Annotated in this window: 21 protein-coding genes and 1 riboswitch; of the genes, 9 read left to right on the forward strand and 12 right to left on the reverse strand. The window is 58.1% G+C overall.

The window, feature by feature from the left end; translation table 11 throughout:
- Positions 1–31: 31 nt before the first annotated feature.
- Positions 32–727, forward strand: coding sequence for a dethiobiotin synthase (bioD, locus tag QMG44_RS06170; protein ID WP_014169857.1), 696 nt, complete (start codon positions 32–34; stop codon positions 725–727).
- Here the strand turns inward: bioD and clcB are convergent.
- The 8 genes from clcB to QMG44_RS06210 all read right to left on the reverse strand — a co-directional run bounded on the left by clcB (position 662) and on the right by QMG44_RS06210 (position 7,767).
- Positions 662–1,972, reverse strand: coding sequence for a voltage-gated ClC-type chloride channel ClcB (clcB, locus tag QMG44_RS06175; RefSeq protein ID WP_086532609.1), 1,311 nt, complete (start codon positions 1,970–1,972; stop codon positions 662–664). The two genes, bioD and clcB, sit on opposite strands and share 66 nt — an antisense overlap.
- Before the next feature lie 168 nt (positions 1,973–2,140).
- Positions 2,141–3,289, reverse strand: coding sequence for an osmoprotectant ABC transporter ATP-binding protein OsmV (osmV, locus tag QMG44_RS06180; RefSeq protein WP_086532608.1), 1,149 nt, complete (start codon positions 3,287–3,289; stop codon positions 2,141–2,143).
- Complete coding sequence (osmW, locus tag QMG44_RS06185; RefSeq protein WP_014169860.1) at positions 3,289–3,936, reverse strand: osmoprotectant ABC transporter permease OsmW; 648 nt, start codon at positions 3,934–3,936, stop codon at positions 3,289–3,291. Before osmW ends, osmV begins: the two co-directional genes overlap by 1 nt.
- Positions 3,937–3,944: 8 nt before the next feature.
- Complete coding sequence (gene osmX / locus QMG44_RS06190; RefSeq protein WP_014169861.1) at positions 3,945–4,844, reverse strand: osmoprotectant ABC transporter substrate-binding protein OsmX; 900 nt, start codon at positions 4,842–4,844, stop codon at positions 3,945–3,947.
- Positions 4,845–4,862: 18 nt separating this feature from the next.
- Positions 4,863–5,573: an osmoprotectant ABC transporter permease OsmY gene (gene osmY, locus QMG44_RS06195; protein WP_068794563.1), complete on the reverse strand. Its 711-nt coding sequence runs from the start codon at positions 5,571–5,573 to the stop codon at positions 4,863–4,865.
- A 273-nt stretch (positions 5,574–5,846) separates the two neighbouring features.
- Positions 5,847–6,590 carry a YoaK family protein gene (locus QMG44_RS06200; RefSeq protein ID WP_049022289.1) on the reverse strand — a complete coding sequence of 248 codons (744 nt, stop codon included), beginning with the start codon at positions 6,588–6,590 and terminating at the stop codon, positions 5,847–5,849.
- A 156-nt stretch (positions 6,591–6,746) separates the two neighbouring features.
- Positions 6,747–7,370 (reverse strand): glutathione S-transferase family protein, encoded by a 624-nt coding sequence (locus QMG44_RS06205; protein ID WP_086532607.1) that lies wholly within the window; start codon positions 7,368–7,370, stop codon positions 6,747–6,749.
- Positions 7,371–7,476: 106 nt separating this feature from the next.
- Positions 7,477–7,767 (reverse strand): DUF1330 domain-containing protein, encoded by a 291-nt coding sequence (locus tag QMG44_RS06210; RefSeq protein WP_086532606.1) that lies wholly within the window; start codon positions 7,765–7,767, stop codon positions 7,477–7,479.
- A gap of 71 nt (positions 7,768–7,838) precedes the next feature.
- Here QMG44_RS06210 and QMG44_RS06215 point away from each other — a divergent pair, with 71 nt between their 5' ends.
- From QMG44_RS06215 to atzF, 8 genes are all read left to right on the forward strand, one after another.
- A complete protein-coding gene (locus QMG44_RS06215; protein ID WP_086532605.1) occupies positions 7,839–8,291 on the forward strand; it encodes a MarR family winged helix-turn-helix transcriptional regulator in 453 nt (150 codons plus the stop codon).
- A gap of 216 nt (positions 8,292–8,507) precedes the next feature.
- Positions 8,508–8,606, forward strand: a riboswitch (guanidine-I (ykkC/yxkD leader).
- Between the two features lie 57 nt (positions 8,607–8,663).
- Positions 8,664–9,722 carry a putative urea ABC transporter substrate-binding protein gene (locus QMG44_RS06220; protein ID WP_032681129.1) on the forward strand — a complete coding sequence of 353 codons (1,059 nt, stop codon included), beginning with the start codon at positions 8,664–8,666 and terminating at the stop codon, positions 9,720–9,722.
- A gap of 17 nt (positions 9,723–9,739) precedes the next feature.
- On the forward strand, positions 9,740–10,555 hold the full coding sequence (locus QMG44_RS06225) for an ABC transporter permease (protein ID WP_086532604.1): 816 nt from the start codon (positions 9,740–9,742) through the stop codon (positions 10,553–10,555).
- Complete coding sequence (locus QMG44_RS06230; protein WP_086532603.1) at positions 10,552–11,328, forward strand: ABC transporter ATP-binding protein; 777 nt, start codon at positions 10,552–10,554, stop codon at positions 11,326–11,328. Before QMG44_RS06225 ends, QMG44_RS06230 begins: the two co-directional genes overlap by 4 nt.
- Positions 11,329–11,341: 13 nt before the next feature.
- Positions 11,342–12,049, forward strand: coding sequence for an urea amidolyase associated protein UAAP1 (locus QMG44_RS06235; protein ID WP_044858486.1), 708 nt, complete (start codon positions 11,342–11,344; stop codon positions 12,047–12,049).
- Between the two features lie 11 nt (positions 12,050–12,060).
- Positions 12,061–12,693: an urea amidolyase associated protein UAAP2 gene (locus QMG44_RS06240; RefSeq protein WP_025204312.1), complete on the forward strand. Its 633-nt coding sequence runs from the start codon at positions 12,061–12,063 to the stop codon at positions 12,691–12,693.
- Positions 12,694–12,845: 152 nt separating this feature from the next.
- A complete protein-coding gene (gene uca / locus QMG44_RS06245) occupies positions 12,846–16,448 on the forward strand; it encodes an urea carboxylase (RefSeq protein ID WP_086532602.1) in 3,603 nt (1,200 codons plus the stop codon).
- Complete coding sequence (gene atzF, locus QMG44_RS06250; RefSeq protein WP_086532601.1) at positions 16,445–18,244, forward strand: allophanate hydrolase; 1,800 nt, start codon at positions 16,445–16,447, stop codon at positions 18,242–18,244. The genes uca and atzF overlap by 4 nt, the downstream gene beginning before the upstream one ends.
- Positions 18,245–18,262: 18 nt before the next feature.
- Here the strand turns inward: atzF and dmsD are convergent, their stop codons facing one another.
- Genes dmsD through ynfE form a run of 4 tightly spaced genes read right to left on the reverse strand, consistent with a single transcriptional unit; the run spans position 18,263 to position 22,842 of the window.
- Entirely contained in the window at positions 18,263–18,877 is a 615-nt protein-coding gene (gene dmsD, locus QMG44_RS06255) for a Tat proofreading chaperone DmsD (protein ID WP_086532600.1), read from the reverse strand.
- A 42-nt stretch (positions 18,878–18,919) separates the two neighbouring features.
- Positions 18,920–19,774 carry a dimethyl sulfoxide reductase anchor subunit family protein gene (locus QMG44_RS06260; RefSeq protein ID WP_063214499.1) on the reverse strand — a complete coding sequence of 285 codons (855 nt, stop codon included), beginning with the start codon at positions 19,772–19,774 and terminating at the stop codon, positions 18,920–18,922.
- A gap of 1 nt (position 19,775) precedes the next feature.
- On the reverse strand, positions 19,776–20,393 hold the full coding sequence (locus QMG44_RS06265) for a DMSO/selenate family reductase complex B subunit (RefSeq protein WP_014169373.1): 618 nt from the start codon (positions 20,391–20,393) through the stop codon (positions 19,776–19,778).
- A gap of 10 nt (positions 20,394–20,403) precedes the next feature.
- Positions 20,404–22,842 (reverse strand): selenate/tellurate reductase subunit YnfE, encoded by a 2,439-nt coding sequence (gene ynfE, locus QMG44_RS06270; protein WP_232937343.1) that lies wholly within the window; start codon positions 22,840–22,842, stop codon positions 20,404–20,406.
- Positions 22,843–22,863 lie beyond the last annotated feature (21 nt).

Consider the following 22,863-nt stretch of genomic DNA (forward strand, 5'->3'; position numbering starts at 1 on the left):
TTCGAAGCATACCCAAGAGGTGGAATGAGTCATGCTTAAGCGTTTCTTTGTTACGGGTACAGATACCTCTGTCGGCAAGACAGTTGTATCCCGCGCGTTGCTACAGGCTCTGGCAGCAAGCGGTAAACGCGTTGCAGGGTACAAACCGGTCGCAAAAGGCAGTAAAGAGACGCCCGAAGGATTGCGGAATAAAGACGCCCTGGTATTACAAAGCGTCTCGTCACTGGAACTGCCATATCACGCGATCAATCCCATTGCCTTAAGCGAAGATGAAAGCAGCGTGGCGCACAGCGGTCTGATTAATTACACCCTGTTGTCCGACGGTCTGGCGAACCTGAGCGAGATGGCCGACCATGTCGTGGTGGAAGGTACCGGCGGATGGCGCAGCCTGATGAACGATCTGCGCCCGCTTTCTGAGTGGGTGGTGCAGGAGCAACTGCCGGTGATCATGGTGGTCGGTATTCAGGAAGGGTGCATCAACCATGCGCTTCTGACGGCGCAGGCGATTGCCAATGACGGATTGCCGTTGATTGGCTGGGTCGCAAACCGTATCAACCCGGGCCTGGCGCACTACGCGGAAATCATCGACGTGCTCAGCAAAAAACTGCCGGGACCGTTGGTGGGCGAGCTGCCTTATCTGCCACGTGCCGAACAGCGTGAATTAGCGCAGTACATCGATCTCTCTTCCCTCGGTCGCATGTTGTCCGTAGATCGAGTCGTGGCGTAACGTCCGCGACAAGACGGACGCGATCACGCAGGCAATCAGCAAACCGGGCAGCAAAAAATACTGCCCGGTCATTTCACAGACCATCAACGCAGACATAATGGGCGCATGGGTCGTCGCGGCGAGTAACGTCGCCATGCCTGCCAGCCCCAGCAAAATCACCGTTTCAGATCCCGGAAACCACAGCCCGAAGAGTTGTGCAAACAGCATTCCTGTGGCCATGCCGACAAACAACGTCGGTGTGAAAACCCCGCCCGGCGCGCCAGAACCGCTGCTTGCCAGTACCGCCAGCAATTTACAGATAAATACACCTGCTATCACGGACAGCAGCGGTGGGGCGAGCAGAAAAGCCTGAACCACGCTGTAGCCATTCCCCCACACGTCAGGCGTCAGGAGCGACAGCAGCCCGACGATCGCTCCGCCGAGCGCCAGTTGCCAGGGCGGCGAAAGCCTGAGACGCAGAAATAACGAATGGCAGAACGCCATTAACCACATCAGCAGCGGTCCGCACAGGCCCGCCAGCAGGCCTGTCGCGACAAGCAGGCCATAATCTGCCGCACTGAGTAGGCCACTCAGATGGACGTCATAGAGCGTACCGGCACCGGGCGCTAAGAGTCGCGTGGTAAGCAGGGCTACCACCGCCGCAATCACCACCGGCCCGAGCGAGGCCAGCATCAGCGTGCCAAACAGAATTTCGGCAATAAACAGGCTGCCGGCCAGGGGCGCGTGATAGGCGCTGGCCATCCCGGCCGCGGCTCCGCAGGCAATCCATAATTTCCATTCGGATTTCGGCGTAAAGCGTTGGGCGAAAAAGGAGGCGGCCAGCGCCGCAAGCAGGATCATGGCACCTTCGCGGCCGATGGCGCTCCCGCTGGAGACAACCAGCAGTGACGCAAGGGATTTTACGAGGCTCGAGCCATAATCAAACTGGCCGTCGCCCGTCTCCAGTGCTTCCATATAATCTGTCGGCGCATGAGGACGTTGCGCCGTAAGCCGCTGCCATTCCCACAACAATAACCCCGCCGCCAGCCCTCCCAGCGCGGGCGTCAGCGCGCGACGCCACGGGGATAACGCCGCCGCGGCATTCACCAGACTGCCGCTGTTGTTACTGAGAAACAGCCACTCCAGCAGATACATGCTGTGGCGGAACACCGCGACGGCCAGCGCGGCCAGTATGCCGGTGAGGGTGGCAATCAGAAGTCTGCGAAACATCGCGCGGATGTCGGGATAAGCGTGAAGACGTTGCATGGGCCGCAATTAAACGTGGGAGATACAATATTGTGAGGGGAAATCGCGGGGTTAGCAAAAGGTATGCGTGCGATGAACCGTGTCGGCCTGAGCAAACGCGCTGTAGGGGAGCGTGCCGCCGGGCAGGTCAGCGCCATACGTCTGGCCCGCCCGGCGGAGTGTTTTCGCTTAACTCTCGCTGTGAATATTCAGCGCCCGGCGCGTACGGCCGGAGCTGAGATACTCGGCAATATAATCCTGTGAGATCTCGCCGTTATAGCGGCCCTCTTCGTCGACAATCGGCATCCAGCTGGTGTTGCTCTCATACAACCGTGAAAGCACCACGCGCAGGTTATCCTCCGCTTTGCCGGTCATACGGAACGGATGCAGGATATCGGCACAGGTGCCGCTGGCATTACGCGCTTCCCGACGCTTCACAAAGCCCAGCGGTTTACCCCGATCGTCCACGACGGTAATGGCGCGAATATCGTTGTCATCCATGGTTGCAAAGGCCTCAGAAAGCAGGGTAGAGCCGCGCACGGTGAGGGTCGGTTGCTGGTCGGTGACATCGCCTGCCGATACCAGCAGCAGACGCTTGAGCGTACGGTCCTGGCCGACAAACGAGCCGACGAACTCATTCGCCGGTTTTGCCAGCAGTTCGTCCGGGCTGGCGCACTGGACAATACGCCCCTGGCGGAAGACGGCGATACGATCCCCAAGCTTCAGGGCCTCGTCGATGTCATGGCTGACCAGCATCACGGTCTTTTTCAGTTTACGCTGCATCTCCAGGAACTGGTTCTGGATCACCTCGCGGTTTATCGGGTCCACCGCACCGAACGGTTCATCCATCAGCAGTACCGGAGGATCCGCCGCCAGGGCGCGGATCACGCCGATACGCTGCTGCTGACCGCCGGACATTTCACGCGGATAGCGGTTGAGAAATTTATGCGGGTCCATGGCCACCATATCCATCAGCTCTTCGGCGCGGGTTTTACACCGGGCTTTATCCCAGCCCAGCATGCGCGGCACCACGGTGATGTTTTCCTCAATGGTCATGTTCGGGAACAGACCAATCTGCTGGATAACGTAGCCAATATTGCGGCGCAGGGTCACGGTATCCATCCCGCTGGTGTCTTCGCCGTTAATCAGGATCGTGCCGCTGCTTGGTGCGATCAGACGGTTAATCATCTTCAGGGTGGTGGTTTTCCCACAGCCTGACGGGCCGAGGAGGACGCACATTTCCCCTTCAGGCACGTTGAGGTTGACGTTGTCGACGGCCTTAACGCTCTGGCCGTGTTTCTGTGAAAATTGTTTGGTGAGGTTTTTCAGTTTTATCATTATCGTATCCCCTTTGGAGTCAGAACGACCTGCAGACGATGCAGCAGCCAGTCGAGCACAATCGCTAAAAGACAGATCATCAGCGCACCCGCAATTAACATACGAATATCGCTACCGCCGATGCCGTTAAGCAGCAGCAGGCCAAGGCCGCCAGCGCCAATCACTGCGGCAATGGCCATCACGCCGATGTTCATCACGACGGCGGTGCGGATACCGCCAAAAATCACCGGCAGTGCCATCGGGATTTCAACCCAGCGCAAACGCTGCCAGAAGGTCATCCCGATACCACGTCCGGCTTCACGCAGGCCCGGCGGCAGGCTGTCCAGCGCGGTATGGGTGTTACGCACAATTGGCAGCAACGAGTAGAGAAACACCGCCGTGATAGCGGGCAGGGCACCAATGCCCTGACCGATCAGCGAAAAGAGCGGGATCATCAGGCCAAACAGCGCAATGGACGGTATCGTCAGCACGATGGTGGCAATCCCCAGCACCGGCGTCGCCAGCCATTTGTGGCGGACAATCAAAATCCCCAGAGGGACGCCGATGAGTATGGCTAGCCCAACCGCCAGCGCCACCAGCCACAGGTGTTGCAGCGTCAGGGTTAACAGATAGTCCCAGTTATCCAGAATGTAGTGAATCGTCTCCATAGCGCCTCCTACAGCAACTGTTTGCTACGCAGGAAATCACGGGCGACCTGCTGCGGTGACTGATGGTCGATATCCACCTTCTTATTCAGTTCGGTGATAACGTCGTTATTGAGCTGGGCGGAGAGAGTATTCAGCGCCTCTTTCAGACCCGGATTGGCGTCAAGGGTGTCTTTACGCACCACGGGAGTGACCGCATAGCTCGGGAAGAAGCCTTTATCATCTTCCAGCACCTTCAGGTCGAAGCCTTTTACCCGCCCGTCGGTGGTATAGATAAGCCCGGCATCGACGAAACCGTCCCGCACCGCGTTATAGACCAGGCCCGGGTCCATCTGGCGGATCTGCGGGCGATCCAGTTCCATGTTGTATGCCGCCTGCAGCGGTTTCATCCCGTCGCTGCGTCCGGCAAATTCGAGGTCCAGACCCAGCAGCCAGTTTTTATCAGGATCGGTTTTACGGATCTGCTCAATCTTTGCGACCATTTCAGACATGGTGTTGATGTGTTCCGCTTCGGCGCGTTTACGCTGCATGGCGAAGGCGTAGGTATTGTTCATATCGGCGGGGTTGAGCCATACCAGACCGTGCTTCGCGTCCAGGCGTTTCACCGTCTCGTAAGACTCCTGTGGCGACATGCGCTTGTTGATGTGGTTAAAAATGATTAACGACGTGCCGGTGTACTCCCAGGTCATATCAATCTGTTTGTTGATCATCGCGTTGCGGGAAATGACCGTGGCAATATTGGTCTGTGGCTGGACCTGAAACCCCTTCTTTTGCAGATACTGGACGGTCATGGCCGAGAGAATGTGCTGCTCGGTAAAGCTCTTTGTCGCCAGGATCAGCGGGGCCGCTATCGCCTGGCTGGTGAACAGTGCCGCGGCACACAGCGCCGTCAGGCTGGATATCAGTCTCATAAAAGCTCCTTGTTATTGTTATCGAGCGAGATGCGGACTCATCACGCGACCCAGCGCAGCCAGCAGGGTGTCAAGGATCAGAGCAAACAGGGCGGTGGCCGCCGCGCCGAGGATCAGCGTCGGGAAGTCGTTGAGGTAGATACCGGGAAAAATCAGTTCGCCGTAGCTGCTGGCACCAATCAGGAAGGCCAGCGGGGCGGTACCCACGTTGATGGCGGTGGCAATGCGGATCCCGGAGAGCATTACCGGCCAGGCGTTGGGAAGTTCGACCTGGCGCAGACGCTGCCATTTCGTCATCCCAATGCCATTAGCCGCTTCCAGTAACGACGCCGGAACCGAGCACAGTCCGGCATAGGTGTTTCGCACTATCGGCAGCAGCGAGGCGAGGAACAGGGCGATAATCGCAGGCGTATCACCGATACCAATCACCACCATTGCCAGCGCCAGAACGGCCAGCGGCGGCAGGGTATTACCGACGTTAAAGATCTGCATCACGTATTCAGCGATACCGCGTGCTGACGGGCGGCTCAACAAAATGCCGCTGGGAATACCTATCAGCAGGGCAAAGAACATGGATGAGAATACCAGGATTAAATGCTGTTGCCCGAGGTAAATCAGGTCAACCTGACGCGCCTTAATTGTATCCAGCCCAATTCCCCAGGTGAGGAGGGCAACGACCACAATAATGGCGCCGACAAAAAGCAGCGAACGTTTGAGTAATGGGTGCATTGCGATGTGTCTCCCTGTGCGCATGCGTTATAGCAACCACGGGTTGCCTGTTGTTATGCCATGTTTCGGCAGGGGTAGTTGACCTATAGCAAGCGTTTGGGATGGGTTCCAGCGAAGGGGGAAAATCAGTAACCCTATGAAATTAGTGACAACCTTAGGTTAAGCCTTATGGAGCAAGGGCTGGCTGTGGGGCAGACAGAATTGTCCTAAAGCGTAATTTAAAATGTGACAGTGTCACATGGCGTGAGCGTCTCCTCACGCCTGCGACCCTCATTATCGGCTGAAGGCGGCGCGCACCCGGCGAACGCGCACTGAGGTGCTGATGATGGAAAAGGCGGCGACAACGACGAGCATCACCCCAAGCGCCAGCATGGCGTTAAACCCAATCCACCTGAACAGGAGCAGCCCGGCGATACCGCCGGTAATAAACGAGAAAATGGTGGTTAAGTGGGTTTTAAGCTGACTTTTTTGCGCTGCCGTATCTTTGGAATAATCCCGACGGAGCATCGCCACCAGGACCGAGGCCAGAGATATTCCCGCGTCCGTCAGCGTGCCGGTAATATGGGTTGATCTTACCCGGCCGCCGGAAAGCTGGGTCGATGTTGAATTATGAATCCCCATCAGACCACAAAGAAAGATAATAATTTCACGGTTAGTCGTGAGGGCATGGAAATACATCTCGTAACAGGAAACGCCGGTCAGTAATAATCCCTCGACCAACAGTATCTGGCAAAAAACCAGCCTGATATTATGGATAATCCCCCATAACACGATGATACGGGCCATGATTGCGCCGGCAACAAAAGACAGAATAATGGCGCCAAAGAACAAAATATCATTCAGATCGGTAGAGGAAACTTCGCTGGATAATTGGGAGGTATTGCCGGTCATATGGGAGGGAAAAAAGCCAAATGCCCCGAGGGCGATGGCGTTGAGCAAGCCTGCAGAGGTCGCCAGCCAGAGTGCGAGCAGGCGATCCTCCTGATGCGTTCGTTCTTTTTTGAGTTTAATCAGCAAGAATACCTCCGGGTTGAGCTTTGCCTGACTATTCAGGCTAGCAAAGCGGTGCAAGGGGCTGTCCAGGATATTGCTTAATTATTATTCCTGATAACGGCATTCAGGGTTTTGTAATTAAATAAAATATCCTTGCTGAATGTGTGTGGGCTGAAAAACTTACACCATACCGTTATTCCCGTGACGTAAAAATGCCGGTCGCTGATTAAGCCGTTCGAACCAGGCGTTAATTGACGGCACATCAGGCTTATCAAATGGCGTCATTTTCCAGCGGTTCACCGAAAGACCAAGTACCACGTCTGCAAGGGTAAACACCTCGCCCGCCGTATAGGCTACAGTGCGTTGCAACTGCTCCTCCAGAATAGCGATGCAGTGGTTCCACGCTTTAATTCCGGCGGCAATACGCTCCGGGTCGTTATAGTCCGGGTTATTGCGTCCCAGTGCCGGAAAGACATACCGCCAGGTATTGTTAAATTCGCTTGCCTGCCAGTCCATCCAGCGTTCGACGTTGGCGCAGGCCTGCGGTTCCGTTGGCAGGAGATCCTCACGGCCGGCTTTACGGGCCAGATAACGGCAGATTGCGTTAGATTCCCAGAGGACGAACTCGTCATCGAGCAGCACGGGAACCATGGCGTTGGGATTCAGGGCGCGGAACGCAGCGGTTTGCGTGGAGGCAAAACCGCTGCCGTAGTCTTCCTGGTGATACTCGATACCCGCTTCTTCGCAGGTCCAGAGCACTTTACGTACGTTGATCGAGGTTGTCTTGCCCAGGATGCTTAACATGATGCCGGTGTCCTTTTAGAGATGCAGTGTTTAAAAACTCTACACCGGTTCTGGCGAACGGGTGGAGAAATCTGGAAACGATACCGCAGGCAAGGAAACGAAACGCTTAGTCAGTGGTGACAACGAACATTTTTGCCTGCTGTGCCAGCTGGCGTTCAGCTTTGATCGGGGCATATTTTTCCGAATGGTAAAACGCCAGCGCCTGCTGCAGTGAAGGGAACTCAAAAATGCCAGCAAAGGGTAGCGGTTCTTCATCGCCTTCAAGGACTTCAACAACAGGACCAAAATGCAGAATTTTGCCGCCGGCCTCTTCAAGTGCCAGTCTGAAGCGAGGGACAAGATTGGCCTGCCGTGCAGGGTCGATAACACGTAAATTGATATGGATAAATGCGGGCATCATGATACCTTGAATAGCGTTAATAGTGTATATACACTATTTTATCTCACCGTATCTGTCGAGCGTAAAGTATGAACACTGTTGATCTGGCGTTACTAAAAACCATCCCCGAAACCTGTCCGGCGTATCAGGCACGTGCAACCGCACGGGCTATTACGCGTTATTACAACGCCTGCTTCAGACCTTATGAATTGACGGCAGAACAGTTCAGCCTGCTGGTGGGGATCGGCGGTGGCGTAAATGAAACGGTGGCAGGGCTTGCATCAAAGGCCGGGGTGGATGCAACCACACTGAGCCGAAACATACGGATTATGGAGTCCCGTGGGGTTATTGAATCAACGGGGGGGCGCGGACGCCGTGGAAAACAACTTAGCCTGACCGCGCAGGGGTGGGCGCTTCTGACATCCGTGATCCCCGTATGGCAGTCCGCGAGAAAGGAATTGTCACGTAAAATGGGAAGTGAGCAGCTCAGCCTGACGACGACGATGATGAAAGACCTGGCAAAAACGAGCACATCATTTTGAGCCTTTCCTGCTGTCGCAGACACGTTCTGTGGGCAACGCCGTCAGCACCACGCGTCATCCCAAAGAGCACCAGCACGGTGCACTCAACTCGCCTTGTCTCACCAAAACGGTGAAACAGCCTGCACAGGCAGACTTAACAGTTTAATAATTAACATAAAAAATTCTGGCATATCCCTTGCAACGCTTAACACTGAAGGGCAGCACACCACAATTTGAAAAATAGCTGGCTAGGGTTCCGGTTCACTGCGGTGAATGGCTGGTCCAAGAGCTGGCGACCTCTGAGAGGTTACACGGCGGGACAAAAGCCCGGGAGACAGCAGCACCTGAAGGTGTCGCGCTGCCCCCTAATTTTGTGCCACTCAGAGGTCAAGCATGAAGAAAACGCCATTATTCCGCACCCTGGTACTCTCCCTGGCGATGCTGGTCAGTCTCCCCACCTTTGCTGCGGTGAAGAAAGAGTTCAACGTCTGCTGGACCATCTACGCCGGCTGGATGCCCTGGGGCACCCTCAGCAGTAGCAAAATCATCGATAAATGGGCCGATAAATACGGCATCAAAATCAACGTTGTTCAGCTCAACGACTATATCGAATCCATCAACCAGTACACTGCGGGCCAGTTTGACGGCTGCACCATGACCAATATGGATGCGCTGACCATACCGGCCGCGGGCGGCGTTGATACCACGGCGCTGATCCTCGGCAGCTATTCAGAAGGCAACGACGGCGTGGTGATGAAGGGCGAGGGCAAAACGCTCAACGACCTGAAAGGGATGAAAGTCTACCTGCCGGAGCTCTCTGTTTCCCACTATCTGCTGGTGCGCGGCCTGGAAAAAGCCGGCCTGGCCGAAAAAGACGTCACCGTGGTAAACACGTCTGACGCGGATATCGTCTCCGCCTTTGGCACGGCAAATGTGCAGGCGGCGGTAGCCTGGAACCCGCAGCTGTCGGTCATCAAAGGCACGCCAAAAACAACAGAAGTGTTCAGTTCCTCTCAGGTACCGGGTGAGCTTATCGACATGATGGTGGTCAACAGCGAAACCCTGAAAGACAACCCGGCGCTTGGTAAAGCATTGACCGGCGCATGGTACGAGATGATGGGGCTGATGAAAGCGCAGGATGCCACCGTGCTCAACGCAATGGCCGCCGCCTCCGGTACCGATCTGGCCGGTTATCAGGCGCAGCTGAAAACAACCCACCTGTTCTATACCCCGCAGGACAATATTGCCTTTTTAACCTCGCCGGAGCTGGCGAAAACCATGCAGCGCGTGGCCACGTTTTCGTTCGATAAAGGGCTGCTGGGCGATGGGGCGCAAAGCGCGGATTTCATCGGCATGCGCTTCCCGGGCAATGTCACCCAGGGCGATGCCAGCAACGTGAAGCTGCGCTTTGACGACAGCTTCGTGAAAATGGCCGCTGCCGGCACGCTGTAATAACGGACGGAACATCCATGCGACAAATTAATCGCCATCCCACGCCCGGCATGCGGCTGATGCTCGTGATGCTGCCTTTCGTCCTGCTGCTGGCCGCATACTTTTTCGGTTCCGCGGTCAGGCTGGAGGCTAACCCTCAGGACAAGCTGCTGCCTGACCTGCAGCAGATGCTGGACGCGCTATCACGCATGGCGTTTACCCCGGATAAACGCAGCGGTGACTATCTGTTCTGGGTGGACACGCTGGTGAGCCTTGCCCGTCTGCTGACGGGGCTGGTCATCGCCTCGATCATCGGCCTCTGTGTTGGCGTCACCGCCGGTGTTTTCCCACTGTGGCGCGCGTCGCTCTCGCCGCTGATGACGGTACTGTCGATGATCCCGCCGCTGGCGATCCTGCCGGTGCTATTTATCGTTTTCGGGCTGGATGAACTGTCGAAAGTAATGCTAATTGTCATCGGCATCACTCCGATGCTGGCGCGCGATCTGGAGCATCGCGCGTGCGAAATCCCACCGGAGATTCTGATCAAAGCCCAGACGCTGGGTGCCAACAGCTGGACGCTGGTGTTGCGCGTGGTACTTCCGCAGCTGCTATCGCGGCTTCTGACCTCGCTGCGTCTGCTGCTGGGGTCGGCATGGTTGTTTCTCATTTCGGCGGAGGCCATCTCCTCAACCGCCGGGCTGGGCTATCGCATTTTCCTCGTGCGCCGCTATATGGCGATGGATGTGATCATTCCGTACGTCCTGTGGATCACGCTGCTGGCCTGGCTGATGGATCTGGCCCTGCGCCAGTTACATAAAACCTGGTTTCCCTGGGCGGAAGGAGGGAAGGCATGAGCTTTATCACCATCAACAATATCTGGCAGGAGTACGGCGACCACGTGGTGCTGGAGCGCCTCAATCTGCAGGTGAAAGAGGGCGAGTTCTGCTCAATGGTGGGGGCCTCTGGCTGCGGAAAATCCACGTTTTTGCGCCTGCTGCTCGGTCAGGAAGCGCCCAGCCGAGGGTCCATTACGCTGGATGGTAAACCGCTGCGCGCCGAGCCGGACAGCAGCCGGGGCGTGGTGTTTCAGCGCTACTCCGTTTTCCCGCATCTCAGCGTGCTGGATAACGTCACACTAGGGCTCGAACTGCCGCAAGCGCCGCTGTTCGGGCGACTGTTTGGGGCAAAGAAACGCGCGGCGCGTGAGCGGGCCACCGGGATGCTGGAAAAAGTCGGTCTCGGGCATGCGATGCACAAATACCCGGCCCAGCTTTCCGGCGGTATGCAGCAACGTTTAGCCATTGCGCAGGCCTTCATCATGCAGCCGCGCGTGTTGCTGCTGGATGAGCCGTTTGGCGCCCTGGACCCGGGTATCCGTAAAGATATGCACGCCTTGTTGCTTCAGCTGTGGGGGGAGACCCGCATGACTGTCTTTATGGTTACCCACGATCTTTCGGAAGGCTTTAACCTCGGCACCCGCTTACTGGTGTTCGACAAAGTACGCCTCGACCCGCAGGCGCCCAACGCCTTTGGCGCCCGTATTACCTACGACATTCCGCTCAACGAGACGCGGCTCTCCGCGCTGAGTGGAACGGCTCCCGATAACGTTTATGCATTAAGGGGTTAACACCGTGAATACCATGACCATGTTACGTGAAGAGATCCTGCCCGGCGGCGGTCACCTCTCGTTTGTGCTTAAGCGCGGGCAGATCCTGCGTATGACCGACATTGAAGGTGGAGCAAACGTCAGCCTGCTGATGCTGAATCCGCACGAGAAAAGTGAACGTCTTAACCTGCCCGACACCCTGAAAGGCCAGCACACCGCGCGTCTGACCGCCGGGCACTGCTTTTACTCCGACATGGGACGCGTGCTGGCAGGCATAACCGCAGATACCTGCGGCTGGCATGACCCGTTTGGCGGCGTACTGAACGCTGCCGAGGTGACTGAAAAGTATGGCCAGGGACGCTATCAGGAACTGCGCAACGGGTTTTACCGAAACGGAACGGACAACCTGCTGGTGGAGATGGGTAAGTGGGATCTCAATCTCGAAGATCTGCTGATGGTGGTCAACTTCTTCAGCAAAGTCACCGTCGATGACCGTGGTCAGTTCACCTTCCACGGCGGCTATTCGCAGCCGGGCAGTTACGTGGAGCTGTACGCCCCCATGGACACGCTTGTGGTGATGACCGCGCTGCAGCATCCGATGGATCCGTCCCGGGAATATGCCCCACGACCGGTCGCGCTGAGCTGGCGACAGGCTGAGGATGAAGAGGGGGCCGTTAACGCGCTTCTGACGCGCCCGGAAAACGAACGCGCCATGACCAATACCCGGTTTTTCGCCCTGTAAGGAGCAGTAAAATGACCATGATCTCTGAAAAGCATGTGCAAGACGCGGTATTTCGCCACGTGATCCCGGCAGGTGAACCGTACCTGTTCGAGGTGAAACAAGGGCAGACGTTGCGCCTGCTCGACCTGGAAGGTAACCAGGCGGTCGACACGCTGTTCTACAATGCCGATAACCCGCGTGAACGTTACGATGCACAGCGCACATTGCGCCGTCAGAACAACGCCTATCTCACGCGTGGCAGCGTCCTGTACTCCAGCCTCGGTAACCCCCTGCTGACCATTATCGACGATACCTGCGGGCGTCACGATACCCTCGGCGGGGCCTGCGCCCAGGAGAGCAACACCGTGCGATACGCCCTCGATAAACGCCATATGCACAGCTGTCGCGATAACTTCCTCTGCGCCTGTCTGCACGATGGCCGTCTGCAAAAACGCGACATCACGGCCAACATCAATTTCTTTATGAACGTGCCGGTGACGCCAGAGGGCGGGCTGACGTTTGAAGATGGTATCTCCGCGCCGGGGAAATACGTCGACCTGCGCGCCGAGTGTAACGTCATTGTCTTGATCTCCAACTGTCCACAGCTGAATAACCCCTGCAACGGCTGGAACCCAACGCCTGCTGAGGTGCTGGTATGGAACTGACGCCCACCCGCTGGCAGCGACTGCGCCAGGCGCTGTACCGCCTGTTTGAAGTCCGTGCCGGACGCATTCTGCCGTAACCGCTTTTTCCCCCATGGACGACCATGGGTGAGCCGATTTTCGGCGGGACGACCCGCCACGATTGAGTCTGACCTATGTTGACGACACTCCTGATTGCGAACCGCGGGGCGATAGCCTGCCGCATTTTACGCACCCTGCGCACCATGAAAATCCGTGGTGTGGCAGTCTATTCCGAGGCGGATATCAGCAGCCTGCATATTCGCGAGGCCGATGAAGCGCTGAGTCTGGGCGATGGCCCGGCGGCGAATACCTATCTGGATAGCTCGAAGATCATCGCCGCCGCGAAAGCCAGCGGTGCACAGGCCATTCATCCGGGCTACGGTTTTCTCTCGGAAAACGCCGCGTTCGCCGAAGCGTGTGACGCCGCGGGGATTGCCTTTGTGGGCCCCACGCCGGAACAGCTGCGTCTGTTTGGGCTAAAGCATACCGCTCGCGCGCTGGCGAAAACGCACGGGGTTCCGATGCTGGAGGGCACCGACCTGCTGGCCGATGTTAACCAGGCCGTCAACGCTGCCGCCGAAGTGGGATATCCGGTGATGCTGAAAAGCACGGCGGGAGGCGGCGGTATCGGTATGCGCGTCTGCTATGACGCAGAAGAGCTGCGTGACGCGTTCGATGCGGTAGTGCGTCTGGGGAAAAATAACTTCAACGACGCGGGTGTATTTATCGAAAAGTACATTGAGCGGGCGCGTCATCTGGAAGTACAGCTGTTTGGCGACGGCAAGGGCGAGGTGATTGCCCTCGGCGTGCGCGACTGCTCTGTGCAGCGGCGTAACCAGAAAGTGCTGGAGGAGACGCCCGCGCCAAACCTGCCGGCGGGCATGGCGCAGGCACTGTGCGAGGCGGCGATAACGCTGGGTAAAGCGGTCAACTACCGCAGCGCGGGCACCGTTGAATTCGTCTATGACAGCGACGCCACCCGCTTTTACTTCCTTGAGGTGAATACCCGTTTGCAGGTGGAGCACGGCGTGACCGAACAGGTGTGGGGTGTGGATCTGGTGCGCTGGATGATCGAACTTGCCGCCGGAACGTTGCCGCCACTGGCGACACTGCGTGACACCCTGAAACCGAAGGGGCATGCCATTCAGGCCAGGATCTATGCCGAGAACCCGGGCCGCCAGTTCCAGCCTTCACCGGGACTGCTCACCGACGTGGCTTTCCCGCCCGATGACCGCGTTACGCTACGCATCGACAGCTGGGTTGAGGCCGGATGCGAAGTCCCGCCGTTTTTTGACCCCATGTTAGCCAAAATGATCGCCTGGCAACCGACACGCGAAGCCGCCATCGGCGTGCTGCATTCCGCGCTGGGGGAGACCCGTCTTTATGGCGTTGAAACCAACCGCAGTTATCTGCAGCAGATCCTGACCTTCGCGCCGTTTGCCGCAGGTGAGCCCTGGACCCGCTGTCTTGAGCATCTGATGTACCAGGCGTCCACGCTGGAGGTGCTCAGCGCCGGTACGCAGACCACGGTACAGGATTACCCGGGACGCACAGGCTACTGGGCGGTTGGCGTTCCGCCATCCGGGCCAATGGACAGCCTGGCGCTGCGTCTGGGTAACCGTCTGCTGGGCAATAAAGACGATGCCGCCGCGCTTGAGATCACCCTCAGCGGCCCGACGCTGAAATTCAACTGCGATGCGCAGCTGGTGGTGACGGGCGCTGAAATTGCGCTCACGCTGGACGGTGAACCGCTGGCCAATAATCACGTTTTTCGCGTCCGTGCGGGCATGACGCTGCGTATGGGAGAGATCCGCGGTGAGGGCGTGCGAAGCTATCTTTGCCTGCGCGGCGGGTTTAACGTGCCGGAATATCTGGGCAGTAAAAGCACCTTCACGCTGGGGCAGTTCGGGGGGCACGCCGGACGGGCGCTCCGCACAGGTGACATTTTGCACCTGGCTCCGTTAACCGAGCCGGTTGCGGATGCGCCGCTGCCGCAGGCGCTGCACACGAGGCTGGACGCGGTGCGCGAACTGCGGGTGATTTACGGCCCGCACGGTGCGCCGGAGTATTTCACGCCGGATTACATTGCGACGTTTTTCGCCACCGAATGGGAAGTGCATTTCAACTCCAGCCGGACGGGGGTACGCCTGATTGGCCCGAAACCGGAATGGGTTCGCGACAGCGGCGGCGAGGCGGGCCTGCATCCGTCGAACATTCATGACAATCCGTATGCCATCGGCGCGGTGGATTTTACCGGCGATATGCCGGTGATCCTCGGCCCGGATGGTCCAAGCCTGGGCGGGTTTGTCTGTCCGGTCACCATCATCGAGGCCGATCTGCACGCGGTAGGGCAACTGAAGGCGGGAGATTACGTTCGCTTTGTGCCGGTGGATATTGCCACCGCGCGACGGCTGGCGCAGGCGCAGGAGCGCCAAATCGCCAGTCTGACCCCGCAACCTGTCATGTGGCAACCTGCCGTTCTGGACTCACCGATTGTGCTGACGCAGGGGACGGACGATAAACGTCTGGTGGCGAGAGTGTCGGGTGATACCCATCTGCTGCTGGAGATTGGCGAGCCTGAGCTGGATCTGGTGCTGCGTTTTCGCGGCCACGCGCTGATGCAGGCGCTGGAGGACCGGGCGCTGAAAGGCGTTATCGATCTCACGCCGGGGATCCGCTCCTTGCAAATTCATTATCAGCCGGAAACGTTGCGCCTGGATAGCCTGCTGGAGGTGATCGCCGGGCTGTGGCAGGGCGTTTGTGACCAGGACTCGCTGGACGTGCCGTCGCGCATCGTCTGGCTGCCGCTCTCCTGGGACGATCCGGCGTGTCAGAAAGCCATCGACAAATACATGACCACCGTGCGCCGCGATGCACCGTGGTGCCCGAGTAACCTGGAGTTTATCCGTCGCATAAACGATCTGGCTAACATTGATGAAGTGTATAAAACGGTGTTCGACGCCCGATATCTGGTGATGGGGCTGGGGGATGTCTACCTCGGCGCGCCGGTGGCCACGCCGCTCGACCCGCGACACCGTCTGGTGACCACCAAATACAATCCGGCGCGCACCTGGACGGCGGAGAACTCGGTGGGCATTGGCGGGGCATACCTCTGCATCTACGGTATGGAAGGGCCGGGCGGGTATCAGTTTGTGGGGCGAACCCTGCAGATGTGGAATCGCTATCGCACGGTAGAGGATTTCGGCGGCAAGCCCTGGCTGCTGCGTTTCTTCGATCAAATTCGTTTTTATCCGGTCTCAGCCGGGGAGTTGCAAACCATCCGCCGGGATTTCCCGCTGGGGCGTTATCCGCTGCGTATTGAACACACCACGCTGAAACTGGCGGAGTATCAGCAGTTTCTGGCTGACGAAGCACCTGAGATTGAGGCATTCCGTACGCATCAGCAGGCGGCGTTTAACGCCGAGCGTGAGCGCTGGATAGCGGGCGGACAGGCGCATTTTGACAGCAGCGACGAAACGACGGATGACGGTGACGACGTGCCGTTACGGTCGGGAGAATCCGGTGTTGAAAGCCCGGTTGCCGGCAACCTGTGGCAGGTGAACGTTGAGGTCGGCAACACCGTGCGCGAAGGCGATGTGCTGGTGGTGCTGGAGTCGATGAAAATGGAAATCCCGTTAGTTGCCACTCAGGACGGTGTGGTCAGTCAGGTCCGTGTCCAGCCGGGGTCGTCGGTGCGGGCGGGCCAGTGTGTGGTCGTTCTGGAGAAAACAGCATGAAGCCTCTTTATGATTTACGTCTCTCTGTGCTGGCAGAGGCATACCGTGAAGGCCAGATCGCCCCGCGTGAGGTGATAACGGCATTACGCGAGCGCGCGCTGGCGCTGAACCCGTCATTTAACGCTTTTATTTATCTGCTCACCCCTGAAGAGCTGGAACCGTACCTTGCCGCGCTGGATGGCGTAGCGCCGGACGCGCTGCCGCTGTTCGGCGTGCCCTTTGCCATCAAAGACAATATCGATCTGGCAGGTATCGACACCACCGCCGCCTGTCCGGCATTTGCGTATCGGGCAGAGCAGGATGCAACGATAGTTTCGCAGCTGATTGCGCTGGGGGCGATTCCTCTGGGGAAAACTAACCTCGATCAGTTCGCAACCGGCTTAAACGGTACGCGCTCGCCGTATGGCCCATGTCGTAACAGCGTTCATCCGGATTACCCGTCCGGTGGCTCCAGCGCGGGGTCGTCGCTGGCGGTCGCCCTGGGTCTGGCGAGCTTCGCGCTGGGAACGGACACGGCCGGCAGCGGGCGCGTACCGGCCTCGCTGAATAATCTGGTCGGCCTCAAAGCAACCAAAGGACTCATCTCCACGGCAGGGGTTGTGCCTGCCTGCCGCACGCTGGACTGCGTCACGTTTTTCACCGCGACGGCTGCAGAGGCCAGCCAGCTGCTGGCACTCACGGCGCGACAGGATCCGCATGACGAATACAGCCGGTCCAACCCGACGTGGAACGGCCCGCAGGCTTTTGGTGTTCCTGCTGCGGGCTTTCGCTTTGGCGTGCCGGAGACGCTGGAGTTTCTCGGTTGTGCAGAAAGCGAGGCGCTGTATCACCGCGCAAAGACGGGGCTTATCGCGCTGGGTGGCGTGCCCGTGACTCTCGACTTTGCACCGTTTCTGGCGGCCGCGAAACTGCTCTATGACGGCCCGTGGGTCGCCGAGCGTTATCACCTCGCGGGTGCGCTGATTGAACGCCAGCCCGACGCGGTGTTACCGGTTATCCGTGATGTCCTGCAAAACGCGCCTGCAGCCACTGCGGTGGCGGCGTTTGACGCGCAGTACAAACTCCAGCGGTATAAAGCCGAGTGCGATGCCATGATGGCCGACCTGGATTGCGTATTAATTCCGACGTATCCCCGCCCGGTGAGTCTGGCTGAGCTGGCCGATGAACCGGTTAAAAGCAACTCGGCGCTGGGCATCTATACCAACTTTATGAACCTGCTCGACTATGCTGCCGTAGCGGTCCCGGTCGGTGAAATGAACAATGGGCTGCCATCCGGCGTCACGCTGTTTGGCCGCGCGTTTACCGATCAGTATCTGCTCAGTTTGGCCGATGCGTTACAACGTCACACAAAATTAACGTTACCGGGCAACCGCGCCATGCTGGACGACGCGCCGACCTGCACCGCAACCCATGACCGCCTGCGGATAGTGGTCTGCGGTGCGCATATGGACGGTCTGGCGCTCAATGTTCAGGTACGTGAGCGCGGAGCACGCCTGGTAGACGCGACCACCAGCGCACCTTATTACCGTCTGTATGCGCTGGCGGACGGTAAACGTCCCGGAATGGTTCGGGTGGCAGACCAGGGGGCCGGGATTGCGGTCGAAGTCTGGGAGCTACCGCACAGCGAAGTGGGGTCGTTTCTCGCCGGGATCCCCGCACCTCTGGGGCTGGGAAAAATCGAGCTGCAGGACGGACGGTGGTTGACCGGGTTTATCTGCGAGGCGTATGGCCTGGAGGGGGCACGGGATATCACCGAATTTGGTGGCTGGAGAGCCTGGCTTGCCCGGAAACGGTGAGCAAGCCAGGTGCTGGCGTTAGCGGTAGAGCGTTTTTTCCGCGACCGGAATAATTAACGTGTCCTGCCAGTCCGCGAGCGTCAGCTGTGCGAGTTTGCCCAGTGCGGTGTAGAACGGATGCCCGGCGTTTTCAACAAACACGGACAGGAAGCGGGTACTCCACGGCAGCAGGTGCAACGCCAGAAGCTGGTCGCGTTCAGCGTCGCGGCCATTTTCTGCCAGCCACGCGGCCAGTAACAGCAGGGTACCGATGTGATCTTCCGGTTCGTTTTGCTTCATCTCGAAGGCAATGTTGTTTTCACGCATCCACTGGCGCAGCACGAGGGTGGAGTCGCCGAAGAGCACGGATTCCCGATCCAGCCAGACGGAACCCCATGGCGGTGACGGCAGGGCGTAAGGGCCAATAAACAGACGTTGCCAGGCATCTTTCAACGCTTCATCGGATGGCGTTTTGAACGCATCTGCAACAGGCTGCAGCGTTTCCGGCGCCAGCGGCCAGTCCTGAATCCAGTCGCCTGCGGTGAGTGCCTGCACCAGTGGCGCAGTCTGCTCGCTATCCGGAGCAAAATAAAACAGCGCGCCCAGTACCCGGGCGCTGAACGCGAACGAATCACGCTGTGAGACTTCTTTCATGACTACCTTCCTTGCTCGCGCGGAGTAGCCCGCGCGACTGTGTTAACCCGCAATCGCCATACCTGCGGTCATGTGCAGACCATAGAAAAGACCACGGCCAATCAGTTCACCCACGACGACCAGTATCACGCCGGCAAAAAGAGCGAGGGCTTTAGGCTCCTGCCGACGCATCAGCGGGCACAACCAGCAGCCGAGTCCGGCGGCAAGCAGTACGATACGCCAGATTTGCAGTGCGCCATAGTCAGGCAGCAGGGCACTCGCCTGTTGAACGGAACTGTGGATTGTCGCCAGGTCATTACTCTGCAGCACGATGACCGCCACGCAGGCCAGGAGTGCCAGCACGCTGACAGAGGCCGCGAATGTGCTTTTATATGTCGTGTTTGCCACGCGCAGCAACAGGGCTGCAAACAGCGGCCCCCCCAATACCAGCGTCAGGAAAAAGCCCAGCGTGGTGTAACCCGTGTACCAGGTCGGTACGGTATCAATTTGATAAACCCGGGTCATCGCCCAGACAAAGACAACGCCCAGGATCTGGCTAACGACCAGCCAGATTTTACCCAGTGCCGGGGGCATTTTACCGATAACGGATACCAGCCACCAGAAACCGCCCACGGCAAAGAAAACGGATCCCGCGGCAATTTCGTTACTGAGCGCCGAAGCACCCACGCGGTTGAGCGAGTTAAAGGCCCGGAGCGGGGAGCCAAGGTGCAGCACGGACGCCAAAAATCCGATGCCCATCACCAGCCACAGAAAGAACATACTGCGGACAAGGCGTGTTTTCACCGCGTCGTCTTTTTCAGTAAGCCAGACGAGCCCCATAACGATCAATGCCCCGGCGACGCACTGTCCGAAGACGGTGAAGATCACCAGCGGCCATTCATGCCATCCACTTCCCATCTCACACCTCTTTCGGGTTTGCCAGGTAGCCGGTGGTATCCCCTGTCGGGCGGCTGTTGGCGTTAGGTTTAATCACGATGCTTGGCTTCGTGAAGTGCGCGGACGGCAGCGGCGCGACGGCCGCCAGCTGACCATGTTTTTTACGCAGTTCGTCGATAGGACCGAAGTCCAGCGCACGCAGCGGGCAGGACTCCACGCAGATCGGCTTTTTGCCGTCTGCCACGCGGGTGTGGCAGCCGTCGCACTTGGTCATATGCCCTTTGGCGGCATTGTACTGCGGGGCACCGTACGGACAGGCCATGTGGCAGTAGCGACAGCCGATGCAGACATCTTCATCCACTACCACGAACCCGTCGTCACGCTTGTGCATCGCCCCGCTCGGGCAGACCTTGGTGCAGGCCGGGTCTTCGCAGTGGTTGCAGGCAATCGACAGGTAGTAGGCAAACACGTTCTGGTGCCAGACACCGTTGTCTTCCTGCCAGTCACCGCCCGCGTATTCGTAAATACGACGGAAGCTGACGTCCGGGGTTAAATCTTTGTAATCCTTGCAGGCGAGCTCGCAGGTTTTGCACCCGGTGCAGCGGCTGGAATCAATAAAAAATCCATACTGAGTGGTCATCACTTACTCCTTACGCCTTCTCGATCTGCACCAGATTGGTGTGCTGCGGGTTACCTTTGGCCAGCGGTGACGGGCGGTGCGTGGTCAGGGTGTTGATGCATGAACCGTGGTCGACACGATCGCCGTTCATATTGGCGTCATGCCAGGCTCCCTGGCCCATCGCGCTCACGCCGGGCATGATGCGTGGTGTGACTTTCGCTTCGATGCGCACCTCGCCGCGATCGTTAAACACGCGCACCGTATCGCCATTTTTGATGCCGCGTTGCGCCGCGTCCACGGGGTTAAGCCAGACCTCCTGACGGCAGGCGGCTTTCAGCACGTCGACATTGCCGTAGCTGGAGTGGGTGCGGGCTTTGAAGTGGAAGCCGAAGAGCTGCAGCGGGAATTTATGACGTTCCGGGGCGTCCCAGCCGTCGAAGGTCGAGGCGTAGACCGGCAGCGGGCTGATGGTTTCGTCGTCGGCGAGCTCCCAGGTAGCCGCAATCTCTGCCAGCTTGCTGGAGTAAATTTCAATCTTGCCCGAGGGGGTGTTGAGCGGATGAGCCTGCGGATCATCGCGGAATTTTTTATAGGCCACGAAGTGCCCGGCCGGATCTTTACGCTTATAAATACCCCTCTCTTTCAGTTCGTTATAGGACGGCAACTGCGGATCTTTTTCGAGCATTTTGGCATACAGATACTGCAGCCACTGCGCCTGGGTACGTCCTTCGGTAAATCGCTGATGAATATCCGGGCCGAGGCGTTTCGCCACTTCACTCATGATCCAGTAGATCGGTTTGCGCTCAAACTTCGGTGCGGTCACGGGCTGAAGGAAAATCAGATAGCCCATGTTGCCTGCATAATCGTTAGGAATAATGTCTTCCTGCTCAACGGTCATTAAATCGGGTAGCAGGATGTCAGCATATTTCGCCGACGAGGTCATAAAGTTGTCGATCACCACGATGGTTTCGCATTTACTCTCGTCCTGCAGAATATCGTGGGTTTTGTTGATGTCGGAATGCTGGTTGATGATGGTGTTGCCGGCGTAGTTCCAGATGAATTTGATCGGCACATCCAGCTTCTCTTTTCCCCGCACGCCGTCGCGCAGGGCGGTCATTTCGGGTCCGCGCGCGATGGCGTCGGTCCAGCTAAAGCATGAGATTTGCGTTTTCACCGGGTTATCCGGCAGTGGCATACGCTCAATGGTGATCGTGTAGGTCGATTCACGCGCGCCGCTGTTACCGCCGTTAATACCGACGTTTCCGGTCAAAATCGGCAACATGGCAATGGCGCGGGAGGTCAGCTCGCCGTTGGCCTGGCGCTGGGGGCCCCAGCCCTGACAGATGTAAGCCGGTTTGGTACTGCCAATTTCCCGTGCAAGCTTGATGATGCGATCGGCCGGTATGCCTGTGATGCGCGAGGCCCATTCCGGCGTTTTGGCGATGCCATCGTCCCCCTGACCGAGAATATACGCTTTGTAATGCCCGTTAGCAGGCGCACCTTCCGGCAGCGTTTTTTCGTCATAGCCGACGCAGTACGTGTCGAGGAACGGCTGATCGACAAGGTTTTCGTCGATCAGTACCCAGGCGATACCTGCGACCAGCGCGGCGTCCGTCCCCGGGCGAATCGGGATCCACTCGTCTTCGCGCCCGGCGGCGGTGTCGGTATACCGCGGATCGATGACGATCATGCGCGCGTGAGAGCGCTCGCGGGCCTGCTCGAGATAATAGGTTATCCCGCCGCCGCTCATTCGCGTCTCTGCCGGGTTATTGCCGAACATCACCACCAGCTTCGTGTTTTCAATATCCGAGGTGCTGTTGCCATCGTTGCTGCCGTAGGTGTAGGGCATTGCACAGGCTATTTGCGCGGTGCTGTAGGTGCCATAGTGGCTTAAAAAGCCGCCGTAGCAGTTCATCAGACGCGCGACCAGCGAAGCATAAGGGGAGGAGCGGGTGATATTGCCGCCCACAATGCCGGAGGAGTAGTTAATGTAGACCGCTTCGTTGCCGTATTTTTCGACGACATCTTTCAGGCTGCGGGTAAGGGTGTCCAGGGCTTCATCCCATGAGATACGCTCAAATTTTCCTTCACCGCGTTTCCCTACGCGCTTCATGGGGTAGTTCAGACGATCGGGGTGGTTGATCCGACGGCGAATAGAACGCCCGCGCAGGCAGGCGCGAACCTGATGATTGCCATAAATATCCTCACCGGTGTTATCCGTTTCGACCCAGTAAACCTCTTCATCACGGACGTGAAGACGCAGCGCACAACGGCTCCCGCAGTTGACCGAGCAGGCACCCCAGACCACTTTGTCTTCAGCGGGCTTTACGGCGTTTTGTACCGCGGCAGCGGCGCGTTTGAGGCCAAAAGGCAGTGAAATCCCCCCGGCGGCAAGTGCCAGAGAGCCTATTGCAGTGGATTTAACCAACGTTCGACGGCTGATCCCGCCGTGATTTTCGACATCGGACATAACTCACCCCATCATTTTAAT

It is taken from the genome of Enterobacter sp. 200527-13, from assembly GCF_027924865.1.
In the GTDB taxonomy this organism is placed as follows: Bacteria; Pseudomonadota; Gammaproteobacteria; order Enterobacterales; family Enterobacteriaceae; genus Enterobacter; species Enterobacter ludwigii.